Source organism: Neobacillus oceani (assembly GCF_046237595.1).
GTDB lineage: Bacteria > Bacillota > Bacilli > Bacillales > Cytobacillaceae > Bacillus_D > Bacillus_D oceani.
In genome coordinates, this window is sequence record NZ_CP143543.1 from 3,134,281 (window position 1) to 3,158,261 (window position 23,981).

Here is a 23,981-nt window from a genome sequence, read left to right on the forward strand (position 1 = left end):
TTATTTTTACAAAAAAATACCGGCCACCTCGAAATGAGATGGCCGGTTTTCCGGTTTATAGCGTCCCAGGAGAGATTCGAACTCCCGACCGACGGCTTAGCTTACCACTATGGCTTTCGCCACCAAACAATTTGTTTGTGGTCTGGACTATATCTTCACCATTTCAGGTGCGACACGTGTAGTCTCTACGGAACCTTGCAATAATCAAGTGATTATTTTTAAAAACCCCTACCCTTGAAAAGATCAATCCTTCAGGGTTTCATTGCCTTTTGATAAAGGCGCAAGTTTCCTCGGTATTACCATCAGCATGATCTGTTAAGGCTTCACCGATATAGTGTCGTCCACTCTATAGGTTTCTTTTTCCCTATAGAGGCTCCTAAATTGAAGGCCGTTGCTCTATCCTGCTGAGCTACTGGGACATGATAATATAATTATTTATTTTTGCCTATAAAAATGAATTCCATTTTCCCGCCCCTGCCTCAGGTAGAGTATGCAAGGTGCAGCTCGGCAGGTGCCCTGATGTTTTTCAATGAAGCATATTCAGCGTGCTGAGCTACTGGGACGTTTATCCGCACCATGTAAGTGCGACAACATTTATTATTATAGTAGGCAAGTAATTGATTGTCAATGAGATTTTAAAGGAAAAGGGGCATGATTTTTGCCCCTTCGCTTTACGGTTCGAGAGAGAATACCCGGTGAAGATCTGGCAGCTCCCCACGGTCGTAGTCATATACAGATAATTCGACATTGTGCCCGTCAATTCCAAGGATAAGATATGTCCGCTCTTTCCTTCCCCTAGGGAGCCTGATGCTTCCCGGATTCAGGAACAGCATCCCGCCTGACATCTCGGCTCCGAGCAGATGGGAGTGGCCGAAGCAGGCAACATTCGCGCCAAGCTCACGGGCACGGTACTGAATATTCATTAGCGTCGATTTTACCGAGTAAAGATGTCCGTGGGTGACAAAAATTTTGATGCTTCCCACATCAATCAGCTCTTCGTCCGGATATCCGGGATGAAAATCGCAATTTCCGCCAACGGTGATATAGCCTTCCAGCACGTCGTCATTTTTCGGCAGTTCCGAATCACCGCAATGGATGAATACGTCCACATCGGGGTGCCTCTTCTTGATGGCCGTAAGCGGATCCTTCAACCCGTGGCTGTCGCTTACAACAAGAACCTTCTTCATTACCCTTCCACTGCCTCCGCAGAATCAAGAACGCGTTCAAGAGCCTTCAATGCATTGGCGCGATGGCTTATCGCATTCTTTTCATCCTTTGACAGTTCGGCCATTGCACGGCCCAATTCAGTAACGTAAAAGACTGGGTCATAGCCGAATCCATTCGTGCCCCGGCGTTCTTCCAATATCCGTCCTTCACACGTCCCTTGGACGGTAATCGTTTCTTTTCCGGGTACCGCCATGGCAAGCGCGCAGAAGAATCTTGCGGTCCGCTTTTCTTCGGGAACTCCCTTTAGTTCGGAAAGCACCTTATCGATATTAGCGTCGTCGTTTTTCTGTTCTCCCGCATACCTTGCTGAAAAAATGCCGGGACGGCCATCAAGAGCATCGACAATCAGGCCGGAGTCATCCCCAATGACCGGCTTCCCTAGCTTTTTCGAGATGGTTTCCGCCTTCAGGGTCGCATTTTCCGCAAAGGTCGTTCCTGTTTCCTCTACATCCGGGGCATCAGGGAAGTCAAGCAGCGTCAGGACCTTTACCCCTCTCGCAGTAAAAATGGCTTCGAATTCCTTCGCCTTACCCGCATTTTTTGTCGCAATCAGTATTTCTTCCAATGTTCGTCTCCTCCTGCCTACTTCATCTTGTTACTGTCTATTTTACCTGAAATGGCCTCGCCAAGCGCAGCTCTTTGCATTTCGAACAGTTCAAGCATGCCAGTTTCCGCAGCCTCTAGCATTTGCGCAAGCTGGGCACGCGAGAAAGTCGCTTCTTCACCCGTACCCTGAAGTTCGACGAATTCCCCATTTCCTGTCATAACGACATTCATGTCCACCGAAGCGCTTGAGTCCTCGACATAATTCAAATCAAGAACAGGCTGGCCATCGGCAAGAATGCCGACACTTGTTGCAGCAAGAAAATCGGTAATTGGAAAACGGGCCAGCGCTCGTTTTTCGACCAAACCATTCAAGGCGATGGCCATGGCAACAAAGGCTCCTGTAATGGAAGCGGTCCTCGTTCCTCCGTCAGCCTGGATGACATCGCAATCGATCCAGACGGTCCTTTCGCCAATCGCATCGAGGTCGACAACCGCCCGCAGCGCCCTGCCAATCAGCCTCTGGATTTCCATCGTCCGCCCGGAAACCTTTCCCTTGGAAGATTCCCTGATGTTGCGCGTTTCAGTCGCCCGTGGCAGCATGGAATATTCGGCTGTGATCCAGCCCTTGCCTTCGCCCCTCATAAAGGGAGGAACCCTTTCTTCAATGCTGGCTGTGCAGATGACTCTCGTATCCCCAACCGAAATCATTACAGACCCTTCTGGGTGTTTTAAAAAATTCGTGTCAATATGTATCGGCCTTAATTGCAGCGGCTCTCTGCCATCAAAACGCATTCCATTTCCTCCCTGCATACCCGGTTTAGTTTCATCAATAAAGAAGAGGCGGCTTTTCGGGCCAACCTCTCTCATTTCATTATATAGTATAACAAATTTCATGATTTAAAAACTGCCAGTGTTCACTTTTTCAGGACGCGTAACCGGCTCGGCGAGTTTTTTGCCATCTTCCCTGACAAGCTCCGCCTTTCCGTTAACCTGTATCGCCACCTCTTTGATTCCTTCCTGTTCCGTCAGCGACAGGACCAGGGCATCGAGGAGGTGCTGGGAAATGATTTTCGTATCGAATCCGCCGTATACGGCATCATTGAAGTTCAGAGTAACCTTCCCGTTCTCGACTTTTGGTTTTTCGACAAGTTTGACATCGGTCATGAATAGGCTATTTAGGTTGGAGGAGGATGGGCCTTTCGCCAATTCCATCACCGCCGCTTCGATTGAATTGGCGACATTATTGCTGACGCGGCGTGTTACCGGTACATAATAGTATGAGCCCTCTTCCCCACCGATATAGTAAACAGTCACCGGACGTGTATTCATTAAATCCGATACGCCGGATGTGTCAATGTTAATTCCGGATTCACGTGAGAGAGTGTCAATGATTGGGGTCCCATTGACTGGCATTTCGGTCAATTCATGGCCGTTCATTTTTAATTTTACCTTTTTAACCGAGTCGAATTGCGTGAGAGTCCATGTCAGTGCCTGAAGGATTTTCCCCTCGTCTTCAGGTTGATAGTTTTTGAATTCCTTCGAGAGATCGACTGTCGCTACCCCATCCTTCGAAATGTCTACCGAAACTTCTGTATCGGCTGGAAGGACCGCCCTAAATCCATTTGGCAGCATTTCCGAAACCGGCCCGTTTTCGACGAGATATTTCACTGCCTGGGTAGCCACTGCTGTTGTTTTCGGAAGGTTTAGCGTTTGGGATACGACATAGCCATTTTTATCAATAAGATAAAGTTCCGTTTTTACTGTTTCCTCGGTTTCAGGAGCTGCATTGTCCTTAATCGAGCTAGCCAGTCCGCTATCCTTTGTGTACGCCGTACTTTTTGGCGGGTCAATTTTTTTCACCGTTTCCGCTCCAAACAGCCCGCACCCCGACAAAACAATTGAAGAAACGAGAACAGCCGATACCAGGACTGTTTTTTTATTATTGGACATGAGAATCCCTCCTGAGACAGTTTGTACTACATGTATACGAGCCCTTGCTAAAAATAGACCACGCCCGAAAAGAAAATCATGTCCCAGTAAAAAAACTCTGCGAATTGGAGATAAGTTACAGCTAATCGGGATTTCGGCGATTTACTTTCACTTATTCAGGGCATTTGGACGGCTGAACTCGTTATTGGCGAGTTGTCGAGCACCTTTCAGCAATCGTTAAATAAAAAGCAATTCTCGTTTTTGTCCCTTTAACTATAAGCAATTTCTCCCGATTTTTATCCTAAAATAGTTGCTGAAAGGCATATAAATAGAAAAAAGCCCCCATTCCTGGAGGCTTGTCCGCTAATCCAATCCAATTGTCCTGACATTTTTCACTTCATAACCAAGCCAATCGGATGCAATTCGTGCAAACATCAAATTTGAACCGGTTGTATAAAACTCATGATCGGGGTTTCCTTCACCTGTTTCAAGCATTCCCCGGTAATCGAGGATTGTGCTGACCTCGCGGGCTGTCTCATCCCCGGAACTGATTACCTTCACTCCGCTGCCCATTACTTCCTTAATGAGGGGCTCCAGCAAAGGATAATGGGTGCATCCTAAAATGAGTGTATCAAGCTTTTCACCAACCAAAGGCTGAAGCGTCTCGGATACAACCCTTCTGGCCAGTTCCCCGTCCACTTCGCCACTCTCGACAAGCGGTACGAATTTCGGGCAGGCAAGGCTTTGGACCGATACCCTGCTGACCAGCGCCTTTAGCGCTTTTTCATACGCCCCGCTTTTTACCGTGCCAACCGTCCCGATTACTCCGATATGGTAGTTATCAGTGTTCTTAATAGCCGCCCTGGCTCCCGGATAAATAACGCCAACAACAGGGATGTCGAGTTCCCGGCGGATATCATCCAGGACAGCAGCTGTTGCGGTATTGCAGGCGATGACCAGCATTTTTATATTTTTTTTTAGCAAAAAACGTGTCAATTGCCACGTGAATTTTTTTACCTCGTGGACCGGCCGGGGTCCATAGGGGCATCTTTTCGTATCTCCGAGGTATATGATTTTTTCTTTTGGAAGCTGGCGCATCACTTCCCTGGCGACTGTCAGGCCGCCTACCCCCGAATCAATGATCCCTATTGGCTGTTCCAATCCTCTCGCCTCATTTTCCTCGCATTTCATGATGCAATTTATTCATGTTGCCGTGTAAAAGCTGAATTTCTTCTGATGTAAAGTTCTTTAAAATATCCTGCAAGTACTCCTGGCGTTTTTTGATAACTTCATCAATGATCCTCTCGCCTTCTTCAAGAAGGTGGATCCTGACCACCCTGCGGTCCTTAGGATCTTTCACCCTCATCACGAGGCTGTTTTTCTCCATCCTGTCTACAAGGTCGGTTGTCGTGCTGAACGCTAGGTACATTTTGTTCGACAGCTCGCCGATTGTCATATCGCCATGTTCACGAAGCCATTGAAGCGCGACGAACTGTGGCGGGGTAATTGTGTAATTGCTGAGCATTTCCCGGCCCTTTTGCTTTATAATGCCAGCTATGTAACGAAGATCCTTCTCGATGCTTGCGACTATATCCATATCAAGCTTTTCCGTTTCAGCCTGTTTCATCTTTAACCACTCCCATCCTGGAACCTTGGGGAGGATGCGATACAGTTCCGCCCCCTGGTTGTTTTTATTTTCTACTTTTTCCGGCAAAATTTCAAGGGAAACTGCACTTTTCAAAATTGAGACCGGCCTCCAGGACGGATAGCCGGTCAAGATCACAGTTCAAGTTCTCCCATTCGTAGGAGCTCTACAACTGCCTGGGAACGCCCTTTTACACCAAGCTTTTGCATGGCGTTAGATATATGGTTCCGAACCGTTTTCTCGCTTATATATAAATCACCAGCGATTTCCTTTGTTGTTTTGTCTTGTACCAACAGTTCGAAAACTTCTCTTTCCCGTTTGGTGAGTAATGGTTTATGGCTGAATCCGTTATCCTTCAAGTATTGTAACCCTCCTTGCCTTCGCCAGTTGTGAACCGTGGGATGGGTATATATTTAGTCACGATATAGTATGTAATAACCACATTATAAGTGACTGATTTTACTTGAAGATTAGCGGTTTCCAGGATTGAAGAGAAGGTTCCTCATTTCGTCCGTCCACGGCGCGCTTTTGCCGGTTTCCCTCGATATCTGGACCATTGTCCCCCGGCCGGTGAAACATATTTGTCCGGACGCATTTTTCCCCATATAGTGGAGGTCGACGGAAGAAGTGCCAACTTTGGCCGCCTTCACGTAAATCCTTAATTCTTCGTCGAAAAAAACCTGTTTCAAAAAATCGCACTGCAGGTCGGCGACAACCGGAATGTAGGGGTTTCCGGGTTTCAGCCAGTCCCCCATGAAGCCGATTTCTTTAAAAAATTCAATCCTCGCCAATTCAAAATAAGTGAAAGGAACTGTGTTATTCAAATGCCCAAACATGTCTGTTTCCGAAAACCGAACCTTTACGGGATAATAAAAAATGAATTCCCGTTCCCATTCTGGCATGGAGGGAATATAACCAATTCTCGACACGTCCATCCCCCTTTTAAAATGAATGAATATACATTCATTTTATTATATCTTTCATGAAGGATTTTTGATAGATTAGCTTTTTCCATGGCACCTTCCCAGGCATTGTTCTTTACTCGCTCTTCACTGGTTTCGCATAGATGATATATCTTTCGGGCGCGTTTCCCACATAACTGAACGGATAGCACGTGGTGACGATCAATTCCTCCTTCTCCTTCTGAAGGGTAATAATGGACCGGTCTTCCGCGTCGACGATTTTCGTGTTAGTGATTTCATATTGTGTGTCCGTATTTGGCATCCGGATAGTTAATACATCCCCGGCCTTCAACTCGCCGAGGCGCCTGAATACCGTATCCCGATGTCCGGATAGGACAATCTGGCCACCTTCACCGGGAAAATAAGAGCCTTCATAATGGCCGACGCCTTTTTTCAGGTCATCAGGGTCGGTTCCTTCCACAATCGCCAATTCGGAATGAATAGCGGGTATTTCCAGGAGGCCGACAACTTCACCAAATTCCGGTTTATTGGATTGCTCAGCCGCCTCTTTTCCGGGTTCTTCGGCCGCGACTGCATCCGGTTCACTTTTAACGAGCCTTCTGGCTTCCTCCAGCGATTGCCCGCTTTTCACCTTCGTCTCTACAAGTTGAAAGCCCCCGGCCGTAAGAACCGCTATGCCTGTGAAAATAAAGATCAATGGCAAGATCGCCTTTCCTTTCAATGCTTCCCCTCCATTCCGCTTAAACTCCTTCCTACAATTATAGCAAAATCCTGCATAATCGGTATACCGCTTTTAAACCTGCGCGCCCCTCCCCACCACTTCCAAAATACAAAAAAGCTGCCCCAATTGTTGGGACAGCTTTTAAAAGTATAATACTGTTACGCATGGTCGCTTCCGAAGAAGTTGCGGAATGACTGGAATGTCGTTTCGCGGTTAAGTGCGGCAATCGAAGTCGTTAGCGGAATGCCTTTCGGGCAGGATTGGACGCAGTTCTGCGAGTTTCCGCAGCTGGCAAGCCCACCTTCACCCATAATGGCATTCAGCCTTTCCGCTTTGTTCATTTCGCCCGTTGGATGGGCATTGAACAGGCGAACCTGGGATAGCGGGGCAGGCCCGATGAAATCGGACTTGCTGTTTACATTCGGACAAGCCTCAAGGCAAACACCGCACGTCATGCACTTCGACAACTCATATGCCCACTGGCGTTTCGTTTCAGGCATGCGCGGGCCAGGGCCCAGATCATACGTTCCATCAATCGGAATCCACGCTTTTACTTTTTTAAGGGAATCAAACATTCTGCTCCGGTCAACCTGAAGGTCACGGACAACAGGGAATGTCTTCATCGGTGCAAGGCGGATTGGCTGTTCAAGCTTGTCAATCAGCGCTGTGCAGGATTGGCGCGGCTTCCCGTTGATAATCATTGAGCACGCTCCGCAAACCTCTTCCAGGCAGTTCATTTCCCAAGCGATCGGAGTAATCTTCTTCCCATCTACATTGACTGGGTTCCTGCGGATTTCCATCAATGCGGAAATAACATTCATATTTGGTCTGTAAGGCAGGACAAACGTTTCTTCATAAGGGGCGGAATTCGGTGTGTCCTGGCGTGTGATGATAAACTTGACTGTCCTGGCTGCAGTTGCAGTCTTTTCGGCTGCCATTGTTTCAGTCATCCGTTTCTACTCCCCTTTCTTTTTCGAATAATCGCGCTTACGCGGCTGGATCAATGAAGTATCGACATCTTCATAATGGAAAGCCGGAGCAGATTTCGGGCCAACAAACTTTGCCATTGTCGTTTTAAGGAAGTTGTCATCGTCACGTTCAGGGAAATCCGGCTTATAGTGCGCCCCCCTGCTCTCGTCACGGTTCAATGCTCCAATCGTGATAACACGCGCCAACTGGAGCATATTTTGAAGCTGGCGGGTAAACACTGCTCCCTGGTTGCTCCATTTTGCTGTATCGTTGATATCGATATTTTCATATCTTTCAAGAAGTTCCTTAATTTTCTCGTCCGTCTGGCGCAGCTTGTCGTTATGGCGTACAACCGTCACGTTGTCCGTCATCCACTCACCCAGCTCCTTATGGAGGACATAGGCGTTTTCCGTGCCGTTTAGCGACATGATGTGATTCCACTTCGCTTCTTCTTCACGGACATGGCTATCGAAGACAGAGCTTTCAACCGCTTCCGCGCTCTTTTCAAGGCCGTTAATGTAGCGTACCGCATTCGGGCCGGCAACCATCCCTCCAAAAACCGCGGAAAGGAGCGAGTTTGCGCCGAGGCGGTTCGCGCCGTGCTGGGAATAATCACATTCACCGGCCGCGAACAGGCCTGGAATGTTTGTCATTTGATCATAATCGACCCACAGGCCGCCCATTGAATAGTGGACCGCAGGGAAGATTTTCATAGGAACCTTGCGAGGGTCATCACCCATGAATTTCTCATAGATTTCAATGATTCCTCCAAGCTTGATGTCAAGTTCATGCGGATCTTTATGGGATAGGTCGAGGTAGACCATGTTTTCTCCGTTAATGCCGAGCTTTTGGTTTACGCACACATCAAAGATTTCACGTGTCGCGATATCCCTTGGAACTAGGTTTCCGTATGCCGGATACTTTTCTTCAAGGAAGTACCATGGCTTCCCATCCTTGTATGTCCAAATACGTCCGCCTTCACCGCGCGCGGATTCACTCATCAGGCGGAGCTTGTCATCGCCGGGAATTGCTGTCGGGTGAATCTGGATGAATTCGCCGTTCGCATAGTATGCACCCTGCTGGTACACAATCGCTGCGGCAGATCCGGTGTTGATGATCGAGTTTGTCGATTTTCCAAAAATGATCCCAGGCCCGCCGGTCGCCATGATGACGGCATCGGCCGGAAACGCTTTTATTTCCATCGAAGTAAGGTTTTGCGCCGTAATTCCGCGGCAAGTCCCTTCTTCATCAACAACCGCTCCGAGGAATTCCCATCCTTCATACTTTGTTACATGGCCGGACACTTCATAGCGGCGCACCTGTTCATCCAGCGCATAAAGAAGCTGCTGCCCGGTTGTGGCTCCGGCAAATGCGGTACGGTGATGCTGTGTTCCGCCAAAGCGGCGGAAATCAAGAAGGCCTTCTGGCGTCCTGTTGAACATAACGCCCATCCGGTCGAACAAATGGATAATACCAGGCGCAGCCTCACACATTGCCTTGACAGGAGGCTGGTTGGCGAGGAAGTCGCCACCGTATACCGTATCGTCAAAGTGCTCCCAAGGGGAGTCGCCTTCACCTTTTGTATTGACGGCGCCGTTAATGCCGCCCTGTGCACATACGGAGTGGGAACGCTTTACCGGTACAAGTGAAAACAGTTCAACCTGCGCCCCGGCTTCAGCTGCCTTGATGGTCGCCATCAATCCGGCAAGCCCGCCTCCGACAACAATAATCTTTCCTTTTGCCATTCAAAAGTCACTCCCTAATTAATTCCAAGTCTATCAGGCCCGTCAGATTACATAAACGCTAGTATGGCGCGAATCCCGACAAAGGAAAGGGCAAAAAAGAGGCCTATCGTAAAATAGGTGGAAATCCTTTGTGAGCGTGGTGTCACTGTAATCCCCCAGCTGACAAAGAACGACCAAAGCCCGTTCGCGAAATGAAAAATAGTAGAAATAACCCCTATAAAGTAGAAAACAACCATGAAAGGAGAGCTTAAAATGTCTGCCATCATGTTATAATTTACAGTGGCTCCAAACGCAGCGGCAACCCTTGTTTCCCAAACGTGCCAGCTGACAAAAATTAGCGTAATAATCCCCGTGACACGCTGCAGGGTAAACATCCAGTTCCGGAAATACCCATACCTGACAGGATTATTGTCAGCAGTAAAAGCGATATAAAGCCCGTAAATTGCATGGTAAAGCAGAGGAAGATAAATAATTACTGTTTCAAGGACAAGACGGAATGGAAGATTCCCCATGAAATCCGCTACCCTGTTGAATGACTCCGGCCCTCCTGTTGCAGAATAGTTCACGAACAGGTGCTGGATAAGGAAAACCCCGACCGGGATAACGCCCAGCAGTGAATGAAGCCTGCGGTTAAAAAACTCTCTGTTACCCGCCATAATCATACCCCCTAAGTTAGTGCGATGAAGGCTCCCCTCTGAGAATATAAACCTATCATCATTGTGAAAAAGTTATGAACCTTTAGTTACATCCCTGTGACATGTTCATTTTACCGCCACTGGAAGAGAGCGTCAAGGAAACGGATACATTATTTCTTCTATTTACGAAATGTTAGAAATATACTGATATAACGTTAAAAGATTGTGACAAAAACCCTTGCAGCGCGCCTTTGTTGGGTAAAATAAAACAGGCTTGGCCGCCCAAAAAATGTTGGATTGTTAATATTTTTACGCTTATAAACAGAAAAAATGTATATAATAATAGAGTGATAGAAAGAGAGGGAGTCTTTTGAAAGAACAAACCACTTCAGATTTGCAACCGACTGAAACTGTGACCAAATTTGGCTATGAATTGATCAGGGAAATCCTTTTGCCAGAACTTCTTGGCAAGCAAGCCCCGGAACTCCTTTATTGGGCAGGAAAACTGCTTGCCAGAAAATATCCGTTGAAGACAATTGATGAGGTTAAAACTTTTTTTGCCCGGGCATCATGGGGCCATTTGGACATCCGTAAAGAATCGAAAAATGAAATGGAATTCGTATTGGGCGCTGTCCTCCTTCCTTCCCGGGTATCCTCCAAAGCGGAGTCATATTTCCAGCTTGAGGCCGGATTCCTCGCCCAGCAAATTGAATTCCAAAAAGGCGTAACAGCCGAAGCCTTTGAGCATCCTGTCAAACAATCTAGAATCGCTGTCTTCACTGTCAAGTGGGATAGCAAGGACCCGGTGTAAGAAAAGCGTAATCGCCCGTTAAGCGCCGTATGGACTGGAGGGCCCCGATGGAGATAAAGTGAAACTTCCATCAGCGGTGTTTTTCCGCTGATGGTTAGTTGAACAAATCGGACCTTTAGGGACAGTTGCCCTCTAGGGCTTACTGTCCCTTAATGGTGGGATAAAGGAAACACGATGAGCGGATGCGAATCGATGTTGACTTATCGTAGCGAGGGGACCGAAGTACACTAGGCGCTGGGCGCTGGAGCTAGACAAATTTTCATACGTTCATATCTTTTAAAAGCCCCCTTCACGTATGAAAAGGGGGCTTTTTCCATTGAATTCTACGCATGGATTCCGGTGCCTGAAAGGGCAAACGCATCATGGAGCGCTTCAACCGCGGGAACCATGAATGTATCTTCAATTACAGCGGAAACCTTGATTTCCGATGTGCTGACCATTTTTATCCGGATGCCTTTATCCGCCAAAACTCCAAACATTTGCGCTGCGACGCCCGGATTCGATACCATCCCCGAGCCGACGATCGAAACTTTCGAGAGGCCTGTTTCCGTTTCAATTTTCCCATAGCCCAAAGCTTTTCGGCTTGCTTCAAGGACTTCAATCGTTTTCTCAAGATCTTCCGTTTTGATGGAGAAAGAAAGGTTGGCCGTTCCGTCACCAGTAATATTTTGAATGATGATATCTACGTTAATGCCATTTTTGGCTAGCGAAGCAAAGATTGCTGGCAGGCCGTTCAGCGATTCAGCCAGCCCCATTACCGAAACCCGTGTAATTTGATCTTCAAATGCGACTCCGCGAACAATTAAATTTTCTTCCATGGATACTTCCTCCTCGATCATTGTCCCTTCTTCTTTCACCATGCTAGACCGCACTACAAGCGGAATGCCGTAATTCTTTGCAAATTCGACCGCCCTTGGATGCAGGACGCCTGCGCCAAGATTGGCAAGCTCAAGCATCTCGTCATAGGAAATGGAGAGCAGCTTTCTCGCGCTTTTCACAATCCTAGGGTCTGTCGTGAATACTCCGGTAACATCCGTATAAATATCGCAGCGGCTTGCTTTAAGGGCCGCTGCAAGGGCAACGGCTGTCGTATCCGAACCGCCGCGTCCAAGTGTCGTAATTTCCCCTTGGCCCGTAATTCCCTGGAAACCAGCGACAATCGCCACTTTTCCTTCCTCAAGAACATTCAGCACCCGTTGTGGTTCGACATCCATAATTCGGGCGTTGCCGTGAACATCTTCAGTCTTTATCCCGGCCTGCCAGCCTGTAAAAGAAACGGCCTCCTTGCCGAGAGCGTTCAGGGCCATTGCAAGGAGCGAGATGGTTACCTGTTCGCCGGTTGTAAGGAGCATGTCCATTTCCCGTTTTGAAGGGGATGGGGTAATTTGCTTCGCAAGCCCCACAAGTTCATCCGTTGTTTTTCCCATCGCCGAAACGACGACCGTTACACTGTTACCTAGTTCGGATTCTTCGATTACACGCCTTGCTACATTCATGATCCGTTCCGGCGTCCCAACCGAGGTGCCGCCGAATTTCTGTACAATAATCGCCACTGTTTCCCCTACTTTCCTTTGCTGGTTTCCTTTTTAAGTAAGTATCTGCACAAACAAAAAGGGCAATGAGAGATATCTCATTGCCCGGATACGTGAAAATATTCTACGCATCTATGTGAGATAGCCCTCCAGGATTAGTAAACCCTGACAATCCTGCACTTATTCAATGCAGGACCAGCAAGCGTCCGGAATGGATCCATTCGCCGCTTCGGCGGTCTCCCCTTTCAAAATCCTTCACGGAATCCATTCTTCTCCGGATTTTTACTCTTGAAGCCCGCGCCTCTACCTTCACTTTAGAATTCAAAGTGATAGTATATGAAATTATCCATCATTATAGCACAGCCGTTTTTTATTCGCCAACCCTAAGAGTTCAATTTTTTCAAAAGTTCTTCGGCGATAGGCCCTGGTATACCGATGCGTGTGATTTCCTCCGGAGTAGCTTCCTTCACTTTTTTCACCGAACCAAAATTTTTAAGAAGGAGCTTCTTCCGCTTTTCACCAATCCCCGGAATTGAATCCAATATTGATTGGAAGGCGCTCTTTCCGCGAAGCTGCCTATGGAAGGTGATCGCAAACCTATGGACCTCATCCTGGATCCGCTGCAGCAGGTAAAACTCCTGGCTGTTGCGCGGCAATGGAACGATTTCAAGCGGATTACCGTACAGAAGCTGGGATGTTTTGTGCTTTTCATCCTTTACGAGGCCGGCAAGTGGAATATCTAGCCCGAGTTCGTTCTCAAGGACGTCTCTTACTGCCTCGACATGTCCCTTCCCGCCATCGATGATAATCATGTCCGGAAGCGGAAGGCCTTCCTTCAAGGCGCGGGAGTATCTTCTTCGCGCCACTTCCCGCATCGATTCATAATCATCCGGGCCTTTAACCGATTTGATTTTGTATTTTCGGTATTCCTTTTTATAGGGCTTTCCGTCCATGAACACGACCATCGCCGATACCGGGTCGGTTCCCTGAATGTTCGAGTTGTCGAACGCCTCGATCCGGTTCGGGGTATGGATGCCGAGCAGCGCGCCAAGATTGTCGACAGCCTTGATGGTTCGGTTTTCATCCCGTTCAATAAGCGAAAACTTTTCATTGAGGGCAATCTGTGCATTTTTTACGGCCAGTTTGACGAGGTCCTTTTTTGGTCCGCGCTGCGGCTGGAGCACCTTTACTTCCAGCAGCTGCTCCGCCGTCTGGCAGTCCACGCTGTCCTGGATAAGGACTTCCCGTGGCTTGATGTGGTTTGCCTTCGAGTAAAACTGTCCAAGGAAAGTCAGCATTTCTTCCTCTGGCTCGCCGTAAACAGGGAAAAGGGAAACATCGCGCTCAATGAGCTTTCCTTGCCGCACAAAAAACACCTGGACACACATCCAGCCCTTGTCGACAGCATACCCAAAAACGTCGCGATCGGTAAAATCGGTCGTCGTCATTTTCTGTTTTTCCATCGTCGCTTCGATATGAGCAATCTTGTCCCTGAACTCCTTCGCCCGCTCGAAATCAAGCTGCTCCGCGGCCTGCGTCATTTTCTCGGTAAGTTCTTTTTTGATTTCCTTGTAGCCGCCATTCAGGAACCTTGTAATCTCATCGGTCATCTGTTTGTACTCCGATTCCGGCACCTGCTTTACGCATGGTGCCAAGCACTGCCCGAGGTGATAATAAAGGCAGACGCGGTCGGGAAGCGTCGCGCACTTCCTGAGCGGGTAAATCCTATCAAGCAGCTTTTTCGTTTCATTCGCCGCCTGGACGTTTGGGTAGGGGCCGAAATACTTCCCTTTGTCACGCTTTACTTTCCTCGTAATGATCAGTTTCGGATGGCGCTCTGCTGTCAGCTTGATGAAAGGATACGTCTTGTCGTCCTTGAGCATGATATTGTATTTGGGATCGTGTTTCTTGATCAAATTCAGTTCAAGGATGAGCGCCTCAATATTCGAAGAGGTGACAATGTATTCAAAGTCTTCGATTTCCCCGACCAGCCGCTGTGTCTTCGCGTCATGCGACCCGGAGAAATAGGAACGAACCCTATTTTTCAACACCTTCGCCTTACCAACATAGATAATCGTCCCTTGCCTGTCCTTCATTAAATAACATCCAGGCTGGTCTGGCAGCAGGGCGAGTTTTTGCTTAATAATTTCATTCATAAAGTTGTCCACCCCCTTTTATTGCTTTTTCAATCTATATAAGGTGAAATCACTGTAAACCGGCTCAAACAGGGGTTTGAATGGTACTCCCCCACTTTTTCAATTTTACCATGGATGTCTACCCCCTGCTCAATGAATCCTCGGCCACTTTTACCGTCTACAGGATCGCTTCATCTTCATATATCCCTGAATCGTACAAAAATACATTGTGGGTGACTATTTTCCATGAAAGTTTGGAACTCGGAGATTCTAAATTCGAACCCGGTAAAGCTGTATTTTTTGCAAAAAAACCCCCGGCCATGATTGGCCAGGGGATGGATTTTACAGATGGTTTTCGAGAAGGCTTACAAGGTTTTCCTTTGGCTGGTAGCCAACAACTTTGTCAACCTGTTCGCCGTCTTTGAATACGAGCAAAGTTGGGATGCTCATTACGCCGTATTTTGCGGATGTTTCAGGGTTTTCGTCAACATCCAGCTTAACGATTTTCACTTTGTCGCCCATTTCGGAATCGACTTCCTCAAGAACTGGAGCAATCATTTTGCAAGGCCCGCACCAAGGCGCCCAAAAATCTACAAGAACAAGGCCTGAACCGATTTCACCAGCGAAATTCTGGTCTGTTACATTTGAAATTGCCATAAAAATAGCCTCCTAAATTGATACTGAAATCTAACGAAAGTATACCACCATTCAGGGGGGCACGCTAATAATATGTTTCTGCTTTATCCTGCCCTGGCCACGCCTAGGCTATTCCCGTGTCGTGTGGCTGTTTAAAGAAAAAAGAGCGGATTGGATCCGCCCTTTTTCAAGCCCACGCTTAGGAATGGATTTTCAGCTTTTTAAATTCCTCGGTCAAAAGAGGAACGACCTCGAACAAGTCGCCGACAATCCCATAATCGGCAATTTTGAAAATATTTGCTTCCGGGTCCTTGTTGATGGCCACAATTACCTTCGAGTTCGACATGCCGGCCAAATGCTGGATTGCCCCTGAAATGCCACAGGCAATATAAAGGTCCGGTGTGACGACCTTGCCTGTCTGGCCAATCTGGAGCGAATAGTCGCAATAGTCCGCGTCACATGCGCCCCGTGAAGCTCCAACCGCGCCGCCCAGGACATTCGCCAGCTCATTCAGCGGTTTAAATCCTTCAGCACTTTTTACGCCGCGTCCCCCAGCGATAACAACCTTCGCTTCAGAAAGGTCGACTCCCTCACTTGCCTTTCGGACAACTTCTTTTACGATAGTCCGCAAATCCTTGATTTCCACTGTGACAGCCGCCACTGTTCCGGTTGCCGCGTCATTCTTCTCAAGCGGAGCAATATTGTTCGGCCTTATTGTCGCAAAAATCAGCCCATCGGTAATGATTTTCTTTTCAAAAGCCTTACCTGAATAAATCGGCCTTGTGAACACAATGTTTCCGCCTGCGTCCTCGACTGCAGTCACATCGGAAATGAGCCCGCTCCCTAGCTTCGCGGCGATTTTTGGAGCCAGGTCCTTGCCCATGGCTGTATGGCCCAAGATAATGCCTTCCGGTTTTTCGGAATCCAGAACCGCCATGAGCGCCTGTGAAAAACCGTCCGGTGTATAGTTTTTCAGCTTTTCGTCTTCTACTGCCAGAACTTTGTCAGCTCCATATTGATAAAGCTCATTCCCTAAAGCGCTTACAGCATCGCCAATCAGAACGCCGACAACTTCTCCGCCCTCGGCTATCGTTTTCGCCGCGGCAATCGCTTCAAAAGAGACGTTCCTGAGCGAACCATCGCGTACTTCTCCCAAAACCAACACTTTTCTCGCCATATCCTCTACCTCCTACGCATTTTCAATCTTGCTTTCGTTGTCAATTTCATTTTCATGTTTTATTTACCCTGGGTGAAAGAAATGCGGTTAAATGACTTTTGCTTCCGTATGGAGCAGCTGGACAAGCTCTTTTACTTGCTCCTGCAAATCGCCCTGAAGGACCCTTCCCGCTTCTTTCTTTGGAGGCAAAAAGATTTCGATTGTTTTGGTTTTCGCTTCGACGTCATCTTCCTCAAGATCTAGGTCATCCAGTTCCAGTTCATCAAGCGGCTTCTTTTTAGCCTTCATAATTCCCGGAAGTGATGGATAACGGGGCTCGTTCAACCCTTGCTGGGCGGTGACGAGCAGCGGCAGTGAAGCTTCTACCACTTCCGAATCCCCTTCGATATCGCGGACGAGCTTTGCCGTCCCGCCTTCAATTTCAAGCTTGGTGATAGTCGTTACATACGGGATTCCGAGGAGCTCCGCAACCCGGGGGCCAACCTGGCCAGAGCCGCCATCAATTGCCACGTTTCCGGAAAGGACAAGGTCTGCTTCTTTGTCCTTTAAAAATTCAGCAAGAATTTTTGCTGTCGTAAATTGGTCGCCGTACTCGATATCATCCTCCGTGTTGATCAAAACGGCTTTATCAGCACCCATTGCCAATGCGGTCCGCAGCTGCTTTTCGGCCTCTTCTGTTCCAACTGTCACAACAGTTACTTCTCCGCCATGTGCGTCCCTTACCTGGATTGCTTCCTCGATGGCATATTCGTCATAAGGGTTAATAATGAATTCCGCGCCATCCTCATTGATTTTCCCGCCAGACAACGAAATTTTTTCTTCCGTATCAAATGTCCTTTTCATTAGCACAAAAATATTCATACTGCTTTCCCCTCCCAAAATTCAGTTCAACAAAAAACAAGTTTAATAGATTGGATAATTCCAAAAGTAAAACGCTTTCAAAAAGGACCAGTATAAAACCGGGTGAAAATCCCGATTTTTGGGGTTTTATTCCCCTTTGAATTCCGGTTCGCGTTTTTCGATGAACGCCCGGATACCTTCCTGGCCATCCTCCGACATGAAAACCTGGCCAAATAGCTCCGCTTCCCTGTCAACGCCTTTATAAAATTCTTCGGTCTTTGAAAAGTTCAATAGCTCAATGGCTGCTTTTAACGAGCCAGTGCTTTTTTTGGCAATCTTTTTGGCCATTGCAAAGGCATGGTCCATAAGCTCTTCTTCCTGATAGGCGTGGTTTGCCAGTCCATACTGAACTGCCTCCAACCCTGTAATCGGCTCGGAGGTGAACAGCATTTCAGCAGCCCTCGCCGTACCCACAAATTTCGGGAGCCTTTGGGAACCGGCAAAACCGGGAATAAGCCCCAGTTGAAGTTCGGGAAGCCCCAGCTTGGCTGTTTCAGTAACAAGGCGGAAATGGCAGGCCATTGCCAGCTCAAGCCCTCCACCGAGCGCGGCACCATGTATTGCAGCGATAATCGGCTTTGGAAATTTTTCCATCCTGTCAAACAAGTCTTGACCGAGACGCGCAAGACCCGAAAATTCCTCCGCGGACGTTATGGTCGTAAATTCTTTAATGTCCGCTCCTGCGGAAAAAAACCTTCCTTCGCCGCGAAGCAGGAGCACTTTAATTTCCCTATCCGTTTCTATTTCGTCCAGGATGGATGAAAGCTCCTTCAAAACTTGTGACGATAGTGCGTTTGCCGGCGGCCGCTGAATCACAATTTCCGCAATGCCGCCCTCATTTGACCATTTTAAAAATTCCAACCAAATCCCCCCTCATTCAACTTGTCTTTCTGAAGGCCCGGATGTGCCCGCTCCGCATCCATTCAGCAACAGTTCATGGACAGGAGCACTCAATGATTGCAAATCGTACTTTTGCTCATTCATAATCCATGTGGTGACCGTTTCATCAATCGTACCGAAAATCATCTGCCTCGCGAGGCGGATATCCAGCGACGAAGAAAATTCCCCATTTTGTTTGCCCTCAAGGAGGATTTCATCAATGAGCTTCAGGTACCCTTTAAGAACCTCATTGATTCTGTGCCGCAATTCCTTGTTCGACTGCCTCAGCTCCAGCTGTGTGACAATCGCCAGGCTCCTGTCCCCGGAAAGCATCCGGAAATGGGAATCGATCAACAGTAATAACTTCTCTGCCGCCGACACTTTTCCTGCAATAACAGGCTCGATTTTCTCAATAAAGGACCCCATCTTTTCTTCGAATAAAGAAATGAGGATATCGTCCTTATTTTTAAAATACAGGTAAATCGTTCCGTCCGCCACTCCCGCCTGCTTGGCAATACGCGAAACCTGTGCCTGGTGGTAGCCGTTTTCGGCGATGACTGATACGGCGGCATCTATGATTTGCATGTATTTTGGCCTGTTTTTCTTCACCTCTATACCCTCCCTCGATGAAAGCAACACACGAAATGAATGAACAATCATTCATAATTCAATAATAAAACTGCCCCGCTTTCCCTGTCAAGCGGGCGGTAAGCTCCGCAATTAGACGCAGTCACCTCTATCATATAATGAAGACCCGCAAAAGGGAAATTCCACTACAAAAAAAGAGAAGCCTATCCAGGCTCCCCTTCTATGCATGCTTTTGCTCTTCATCCTGGAGCTTTTTCCGTTCTTCATCTATGAGTACACGCCTGAGTATTTTTCCAACAGCGGTCTTCGGAAGCTCCTTCCTGAACTCATAAATCCTTGGAACCTTGTAGGAAGCAAGGTGCTTCCGGGCAAATTCGTCCAGTTCCTCCTCGGTCACATGGGCCCCTTCCTTAAGGACGACATACGCCTTGACGGTTTCACCCCTGTACGGGTCGGGCACTCCCGCGGCGACCATTTCCTGGATGGCGGGATGCTCATAAAGGACCTCTTCAATTTCCCTAGGATATATATTAAAACCACCCGCGATGATCATATCCTTTTTCCTGTCGACTACATAGAAGTAGCCTTCCTCATCCATGTAACCCAAATCGCCCGTCAAGAGCCAGCCGTCCCTTAGTGTCATCGCCGTATCCTCCGGCCGGTTCCAATATCCTTTCATTACCTGGGGGCCTTTAACGGCTATTTCGCCTATATCTCCGGGCGGCAAGCGTTCGCCATTTTCAAGCGAAAGAATTGCCGCATCCGTATCAGGCCATGGAACCCCGATACTTCCCTTTATCCTCGGCCGATCCCAGAGGAAATTTGAATGGGTAACCGGCGATGATTCCGTAAGGCCATATCCTTCAACTAGTTTTCCCCCGGTCACTTCCTCGAATTCCTGCTGCACTTCGACCGGGAGCGGAGCGGAGCCGCTGAGGCACGAATCAATGGATGACATATCATATTTATTCAAGTCAGGATGGTTCAGAAGGCCGATATAAATGGTCGGCGCTCCGGGAAATAAGGTTGGCTTCTGTTTTTGAATCGTCTTCAGGGTTGTTTCCGGATCGAATTTAGGCAGCAGGATCATTTTATACCCCTGCATGATTGAAAGGACCATCACTGCCATCATTCCATATACATGGAAAAATGGAAGAATGCCTAGGACCCGTTCTTCGCCGCGCCGGCATTTGTACACCCATTTGTTACACATCAACACATTAGCGGCAAGATTTTTATGGGTAATCATGACTCCTTTCGGAAAACCAGTCGTACCCCCGGTGTATTGGAGGAGTGCAAGGTCGTCCTCGAAATTAAGTGGATATTCTTGAATTGGACCTGCCGGCCTATTCAGTATCTCTGTCAGCAAATGGTTGCTTCCCTCATGCTTTACCTTAACAACTATCCCGTATTGTTTTTTCTGGATGAAAGGGTACACAAGGTTTTTCGGGAATGGGAGAAAGTCTTTGATAGCAGTTATAATAATGTGTTTCAAATCAGTGTTATGGGCAATTTTTGAAACACGCGGATACAATATATCGAGGGTAATGATTGCAAGTGCCCCGGAATCCTTCATTTGGTATTCCAGTTCGCGCTCCATGTAAAGAGGGTTTGTTGGGACAACCACCCCGCCCGCTAGCAAGATTCCATAGAACCCGATGACTGCCTGGGGAGTGTTCGGGAGCATGACAGCAACCCTATCGCCTTTTTTGATTCCGAGATCTTGCAAATAGGCAGCCAACTTTTCGGCGCTTTCCCTTACTTCCTGGAACGTAAGCTCTTTCCCCATAAAGTGGATGGCCGCTTTTTCGGGGAATTCTTCGGCGGATTTGACTAGGAAGCTCTGCAGAGATTCTGCAGGGTACTCGATGGTTGCGGGGATTTCTTCCGGATAATGCTTGAGCCAAGGCTTTATCTCATTCATAGGTAACCTCCTTGCGAAAGAAATTTTTGAAAATTCTATCTATTCATTCCATTATAATCCATTCGAGATAAATCCACAAACCAGATAACTTCTTTCATAAAATAAATGCGTTACTAATTGGGCTTCATAAAAAATAGGACCGCTGCGAATGCCAGCGGTCCCTTTGTCAGGCGATAAACGCCATATAAATGATGCCTATGAGAACAAACAAGCCGCAAAGGCCCAGTAATACTTTCGCAAGTGTTTCCACTTTGTTTCCTCCATTTAGATTCCAGCTCCGACTATATACGATAATCCGATTGAAATCACCATTGATATAAACCCGACGGCACGATTGTCTTTTTCAATTTCTTCATCGACATTGAATTTCGGGGTAAGGAATTCAAAAATGAAATAGCCGATAAGCAGGAGGGCGAAACCATATACGCCCCAGCCAATCATCGCAAGGACCGAAGTATGTTCCTCAATCGCGTGCCTAAAAATGTTTGCAATGCCGAATATTTTACCACCGGTTGCCATTGCTACGGCCATATTTCCGTTTTTGATTTCCTCCCAATTCTTATACTTCGTAACGAGCTCAAACGCAGCCAAAAAGAGGACAAGGCAAAGAATGACAAGGCTATAGTAGGCTGCAATCAGGATAAATTCATTTTGCCAAAAGCTTTCCATACCACTTAGCTCCCCAACCGTTATTTAAACTCGGCGATTGTAACTCCGGTCCCGCCTTCTCCCGCATCTCCAAACCGTATTTTCTTGACCGACCGGTGGTTCCGCAAATATTCCTGCACTCCCTGCCTCAAAGCACCGGTACCTTTCCCGTGGATGATGGACACCCGCGGATACCCTGCGAGTAGCGCGTCATCAATGTATTTTTCGACTTTGAAAAGCGCATCTTCATATCGCTCGCCGCGCAAATCCAACTCAAGCGGGACATGGGCGTCTCTGCCTCTGACGATAGCCATCGGCTTAACTTCCTTTTGTTTTGGCGTATTGATGTACTCAAGGTCCTTTTCGGCAACCTTCATTTTTAAAATACCGATTTGTACATTCCATTCATTATCGGATGTTTTTTCGAGAAGGGTTCCCTTTTGGTCAAAGGTGATGACTTTGACCTCGTCACCAGGTGAGAAGGAATGCCGGACGGCTTTTTTGGCCCCGGGCTTTTCTGTCTTTTTGACCTTTGGGGCAGCCCCGGCGAGCCGCTGCCTTGCTTCAATCAATTCATGCTCCTTGATCTCCGCGTTCTTCTCAAGCCTCATCCTTCTGAGGTCGCCAATAATTTCCTCCGCTTCTTCGGTGGCTTTTTCAACAAGCTTGCCGGCTTTTTCTGCGGCTTTTTCCATCATGGCATCCCGCTGTTCATAGAACTCGATAACCTGTTTCTGCAAATCTGCATGGAGCTTCTCAGCCTGTTTGAGCAAATCATGGGCTTCCGCAAGCTCGTTTTCGGCGTCCCGCCTGCTTGATTCAAGCTTAGAAATCATCGTATCGATTTGCGAGCTGTCTTCGCTAACCTGGGCTTTCGCATTTTCAATTACCCGCTCATCCAAACCAAGTCGGCGGGAAATCTCGAAAGCGTTGCTCCGCCCCGGAACGCCGAGCAGCAGCCTGTATGTCGGGCTTAGCGTCTCGATGTCAAATTCGACGCTTGCATTCATGACGCCTTCCCGGTTATATCCGTAAGCTTTCAATTCCGGGTAGTGGGTAGTGGCAATCACCCTTGCCCCCCGCTTGTAGACTTCATCCAAAATCGAAATCGCGAGCGCGGCCCCTTCCTGCGGGTCGGTTCCAGCGCCAAGTTCATCGAATAAGACGAAGCTGTTGTAGTCAGCTTTGTTGAGGATATCAACAATATTGACCATATGGGAAGAGAATGTACTCAAGCTCTGCTCGATCGATTGCTCATCGCCAATGTCCGCATAAACCGCGTTGAAAACGGCAAGATCCGATCCGTCCAGCGCAGGTATTTGAAGGCCAGACTGCGCCATCAGTGTGCAAAGTCCAACTGTTTTCAGCGTTACCGTCTTACCGCCTGTGTTAGGCCCTGTAATGACAATGGTCGTAAACTCTTTGCCAAGCATAATATCATTCGGAACGACTTCATCCATCGGAATCAAAGGATGGCGTGCTTTGTACAGCGCAATCCTGCCCTCATTGTTCATTGTTGGCTTCGACCCTTTAATCGTCCGGCCATAGCGGGCTTTGGCAAAAATGAAATCCAGTTCGCCAAGCACATCTGAAATGACCTTTAATTCTGCGCTGTATTCCGCGGCCTTTGCGGACAGTTCCGAAAGGATCCGCTCAATTTCAAGCTGCTCTTTTACCCGGATTTCCTGAACCTGGTTGTTTAGCTGGACAATCGATTGTGGTTCTATGAATAGAGTTTGGCCGGAGGAGCTTTGGTCATGGATGATTCCGCCGTAATGTCCCCTGTATTCCTGTTTAACTGGGATGACGAATCTGTCGTTCCGGATGGTGATGATGGCGTCCGACAGCATTTTCTGAGCATTCGATGAACGAATCATGCTTTCGAGTTTTTCACGGACCCTGGATTCATTCGATCTGAGCTGCTGGCGAAGCGCCCTTAATGTGTCACTCGCAGTATCGAGTACTTCCCCGCCTTCATCTATCGCGATTTTGATTGCCTGTTCAAGTTCCGTGAGCGGAATGATTCTGCTTGTGTAGTCCAGCAAATACGGGACATTGGTGTTGTCTTCATGGAGGTTTTCAATAAACCGTTTAATTTGCCGGCTCGCCGAAATCGTGCTTGCGATTTGGACGAGTTCTGCCGGGCTTAGCGTCCCGCCAATTTCCGCCCTTTTAATATGGGCGCGTATATCATGGATGCCAGATAGCGGCACATTGCCTTTCAGGCGGAGTGCCGTGGCAGCCTCATCTGTTTCCTCCTGGAGCCTTTGAACTTCTTCAAAATCCGATGACGGGACAAGCCTGGAGATTTTATCTCTGCCAAGCGGTGAAGACGCATGGCCCATCAGCTGCTCCCTGACTTTGAAAAACTCAAGGACTTTCAATGTTCTTTCCTGCATGGAGAAACCTCT

General features: G+C 47.9%; 23 protein-coding genes and 1 riboswitch. Of the genes, 1 reads left to right on the plus strand and 22 read right to left on the minus strand.

The window, feature by feature from the left end:
• Nucleotides 1–671: 671 nt before the first annotated feature.
• From V1499_RS15850 to V1499_RS15905, 12 genes are all read right to left on the minus strand, one after another.
• A complete protein-coding gene (locus tag V1499_RS15850) occupies nt 672–1,187 on the minus strand; it encodes a metallophosphoesterase (RefSeq protein WP_409270843.1) in 516 nt (171 codons plus the stop codon).
• Nucleotides 1,187–1,792, minus strand: coding sequence for an XTP/dITP diphosphatase (locus tag V1499_RS15855; protein ID WP_409270844.1), 606 nt, complete (start codon nt 1,790–1,792; stop codon nt 1,187–1,189). Before V1499_RS15855 ends, V1499_RS15850 begins: the two co-directional genes overlap by 1 nt.
• A gap of 17 nt (nt 1,793–1,809) precedes the next feature.
• Nucleotides 1,810–2,565 carry a ribonuclease PH gene (gene rph, locus V1499_RS15860; protein WP_409276314.1) on the minus strand — a complete coding sequence of 252 codons (756 nt, stop codon included), beginning with the start codon at nt 2,563–2,565 and terminating at the stop codon, nt 1,810–1,812.
• A 105-nt stretch (nt 2,566–2,670) separates the two neighbouring features.
• The gene (locus V1499_RS15865) at nt 2,671–3,723 is read right to left on the minus strand and encodes a GerMN domain-containing protein (protein ID WP_409270845.1); all 1,053 of its coding nucleotides are present in this window, start codon (nt 3,721–3,723) and stop codon (nt 2,671–2,673) included.
• A gap of 342 nt (nt 3,724–4,065) precedes the next feature.
• Nucleotides 4,066–4,863, minus strand: coding sequence for a glutamate racemase (racE, locus tag V1499_RS15870; protein WP_409270846.1), 798 nt, complete (start codon nt 4,861–4,863; stop codon nt 4,066–4,068).
• A gap of 10 nt (nt 4,864–4,873) precedes the next feature.
• A complete protein-coding gene (locus V1499_RS15875; RefSeq protein WP_409276315.1) occupies nt 4,874–5,329 on the minus strand; it encodes a MarR family winged helix-turn-helix transcriptional regulator in 456 nt (151 codons plus the stop codon).
• Nucleotides 5,330–5,481: 152 nt separating this feature from the next.
• Nucleotides 5,482–5,706, minus strand: coding sequence for a helix-turn-helix domain-containing protein (locus V1499_RS15880; RefSeq protein ID WP_048825928.1), 225 nt, complete (start codon nt 5,704–5,706; stop codon nt 5,482–5,484).
• 111 nt (nt 5,707–5,817) lie between these two features.
• The gene (locus tag V1499_RS15885) at nt 5,818–6,282 is read right to left on the minus strand and encodes an acyl-CoA thioesterase (RefSeq protein ID WP_409270847.1); all 465 of its coding nucleotides are present in this window, start codon (nt 6,280–6,282) and stop codon (nt 5,818–5,820) included.
• Nucleotides 6,283–6,385: 103 nt separating this feature from the next.
• Entirely contained in the window at nt 6,386–6,991 is a 606-nt protein-coding gene (locus V1499_RS15890; protein WP_409270848.1) for a class D sortase, read from the minus strand.
• Between the two features lie 158 nt (nt 6,992–7,149).
• The gene (gene sdhB / locus V1499_RS15895; RefSeq protein ID WP_409270849.1) at nt 7,150–7,941 is read right to left on the minus strand and encodes a succinate dehydrogenase iron-sulfur subunit; all 792 of its coding nucleotides are present in this window, start codon (nt 7,939–7,941) and stop codon (nt 7,150–7,152) included.
• Between the two features lie 6 nt (nt 7,942–7,947).
• Complete coding sequence (sdhA, locus tag V1499_RS15900) at nt 7,948–9,705, minus strand: succinate dehydrogenase flavoprotein subunit (protein WP_409270850.1); 1,758 nt, start codon at nt 9,703–9,705, stop codon at nt 7,948–7,950.
• 47 nt (nt 9,706–9,752) lie between these two features.
• Complete coding sequence (locus tag V1499_RS15905) at nt 9,753–10,361, minus strand: succinate dehydrogenase cytochrome b558 subunit (RefSeq protein WP_409270851.1); 609 nt, start codon at nt 10,359–10,361, stop codon at nt 9,753–9,755.
• 349 nt (nt 10,362–10,710) lie between these two features.
• On the opposite strand from V1499_RS15905, the gene V1499_RS15910 reads away from it, so the two are divergent.
• Complete coding sequence (locus tag V1499_RS15910) at nt 10,711–11,151, plus strand: YslB family protein (protein WP_409270852.1); 441 nt, start codon at nt 10,711–10,713, stop codon at nt 11,149–11,151.
• Between the two features lie 323 nt (nt 11,152–11,474).
• Here the strand turns inward: V1499_RS15910 and V1499_RS15915 are convergent, their stop codons facing one another.
• The 10 genes from V1499_RS15915 to V1499_RS15960 all read right to left on the minus strand — a co-directional run bounded on the left by V1499_RS15915 (nt 11,475) and on the right by V1499_RS15960 (nt 23,969).
• Entirely contained in the window at nt 11,475–12,704 is a 1,230-nt protein-coding gene (locus tag V1499_RS15915) for an aspartate kinase (protein ID WP_409270853.1), read from the minus strand.
• 113 nt (nt 12,705–12,817) lie between these two features.
• A riboswitch (Lysine riboswitch) is annotated at nt 12,818–12,997 on the minus strand.
• Between the two features lie 69 nt (nt 12,998–13,066).
• Complete coding sequence (uvrC, locus tag V1499_RS15920; RefSeq protein WP_409270854.1) at nt 13,067–14,839, minus strand: excinuclease ABC subunit UvrC; 1,773 nt, start codon at nt 14,837–14,839, stop codon at nt 13,067–13,069.
• Nucleotides 14,840–15,160: 321 nt separating this feature from the next.
• On the minus strand, nt 15,161–15,475 hold the full coding sequence (trxA, locus tag V1499_RS15925; protein WP_316570900.1) for a thioredoxin: 315 nt from the start codon (nt 15,473–15,475) through the stop codon (nt 15,161–15,163).
• A gap of 178 nt (nt 15,476–15,653) precedes the next feature.
• Nucleotides 15,654–16,631, minus strand: a complete 978-nt coding sequence (locus V1499_RS15930; protein WP_409270855.1) for an electron transfer flavoprotein subunit alpha/FixB family protein — start codon at nt 16,629–16,631, stop codon at nt 15,654–15,656.
• 87 nt (nt 16,632–16,718) lie between these two features.
• Nucleotides 16,719–17,492 carry an electron transfer flavoprotein subunit beta/FixA family protein gene (locus V1499_RS15935; protein WP_409270856.1) on the minus strand — a complete coding sequence of 258 codons (774 nt, stop codon included), beginning with the start codon at nt 17,490–17,492 and terminating at the stop codon, nt 16,719–16,721.
• 126 nt (nt 17,493–17,618) lie between these two features.
• Nucleotides 17,619–18,392: an enoyl-CoA hydratase gene (locus V1499_RS15940; protein WP_409270857.1), complete on the minus strand. Its 774-nt coding sequence runs from the start codon at nt 18,390–18,392 to the stop codon at nt 17,619–17,621.
• A gap of 12 nt (nt 18,393–18,404) precedes the next feature.
• Nucleotides 18,405–19,019, minus strand: coding sequence for a TetR/AcrR family transcriptional regulator (locus V1499_RS15945; protein ID WP_409270858.1), 615 nt, complete (start codon nt 19,017–19,019; stop codon nt 18,405–18,407).
• Between the two features lie 199 nt (nt 19,020–19,218).
• The gene (locus tag V1499_RS15950; RefSeq protein WP_409270859.1) at nt 19,219–20,922 is read right to left on the minus strand and encodes an AMP-binding protein; all 1,704 of its coding nucleotides are present in this window, start codon (nt 20,920–20,922) and stop codon (nt 19,219–19,221) included.
• 264 nt (nt 20,923–21,186) lie between these two features.
• On the minus strand, nt 21,187–21,591 hold the full coding sequence (locus V1499_RS15955) for a DUF350 domain-containing protein (protein ID WP_409270860.1): 405 nt from the start codon (nt 21,589–21,591) through the stop codon (nt 21,187–21,189).
• Between the two features lie 20 nt (nt 21,592–21,611).
• Complete coding sequence (locus tag V1499_RS15960) at nt 21,612–23,969, minus strand: endonuclease MutS2 (protein ID WP_409270861.1); 2,358 nt, start codon at nt 23,967–23,969, stop codon at nt 21,612–21,614.
• Nucleotides 23,970–23,981 lie beyond the last annotated feature (12 nt).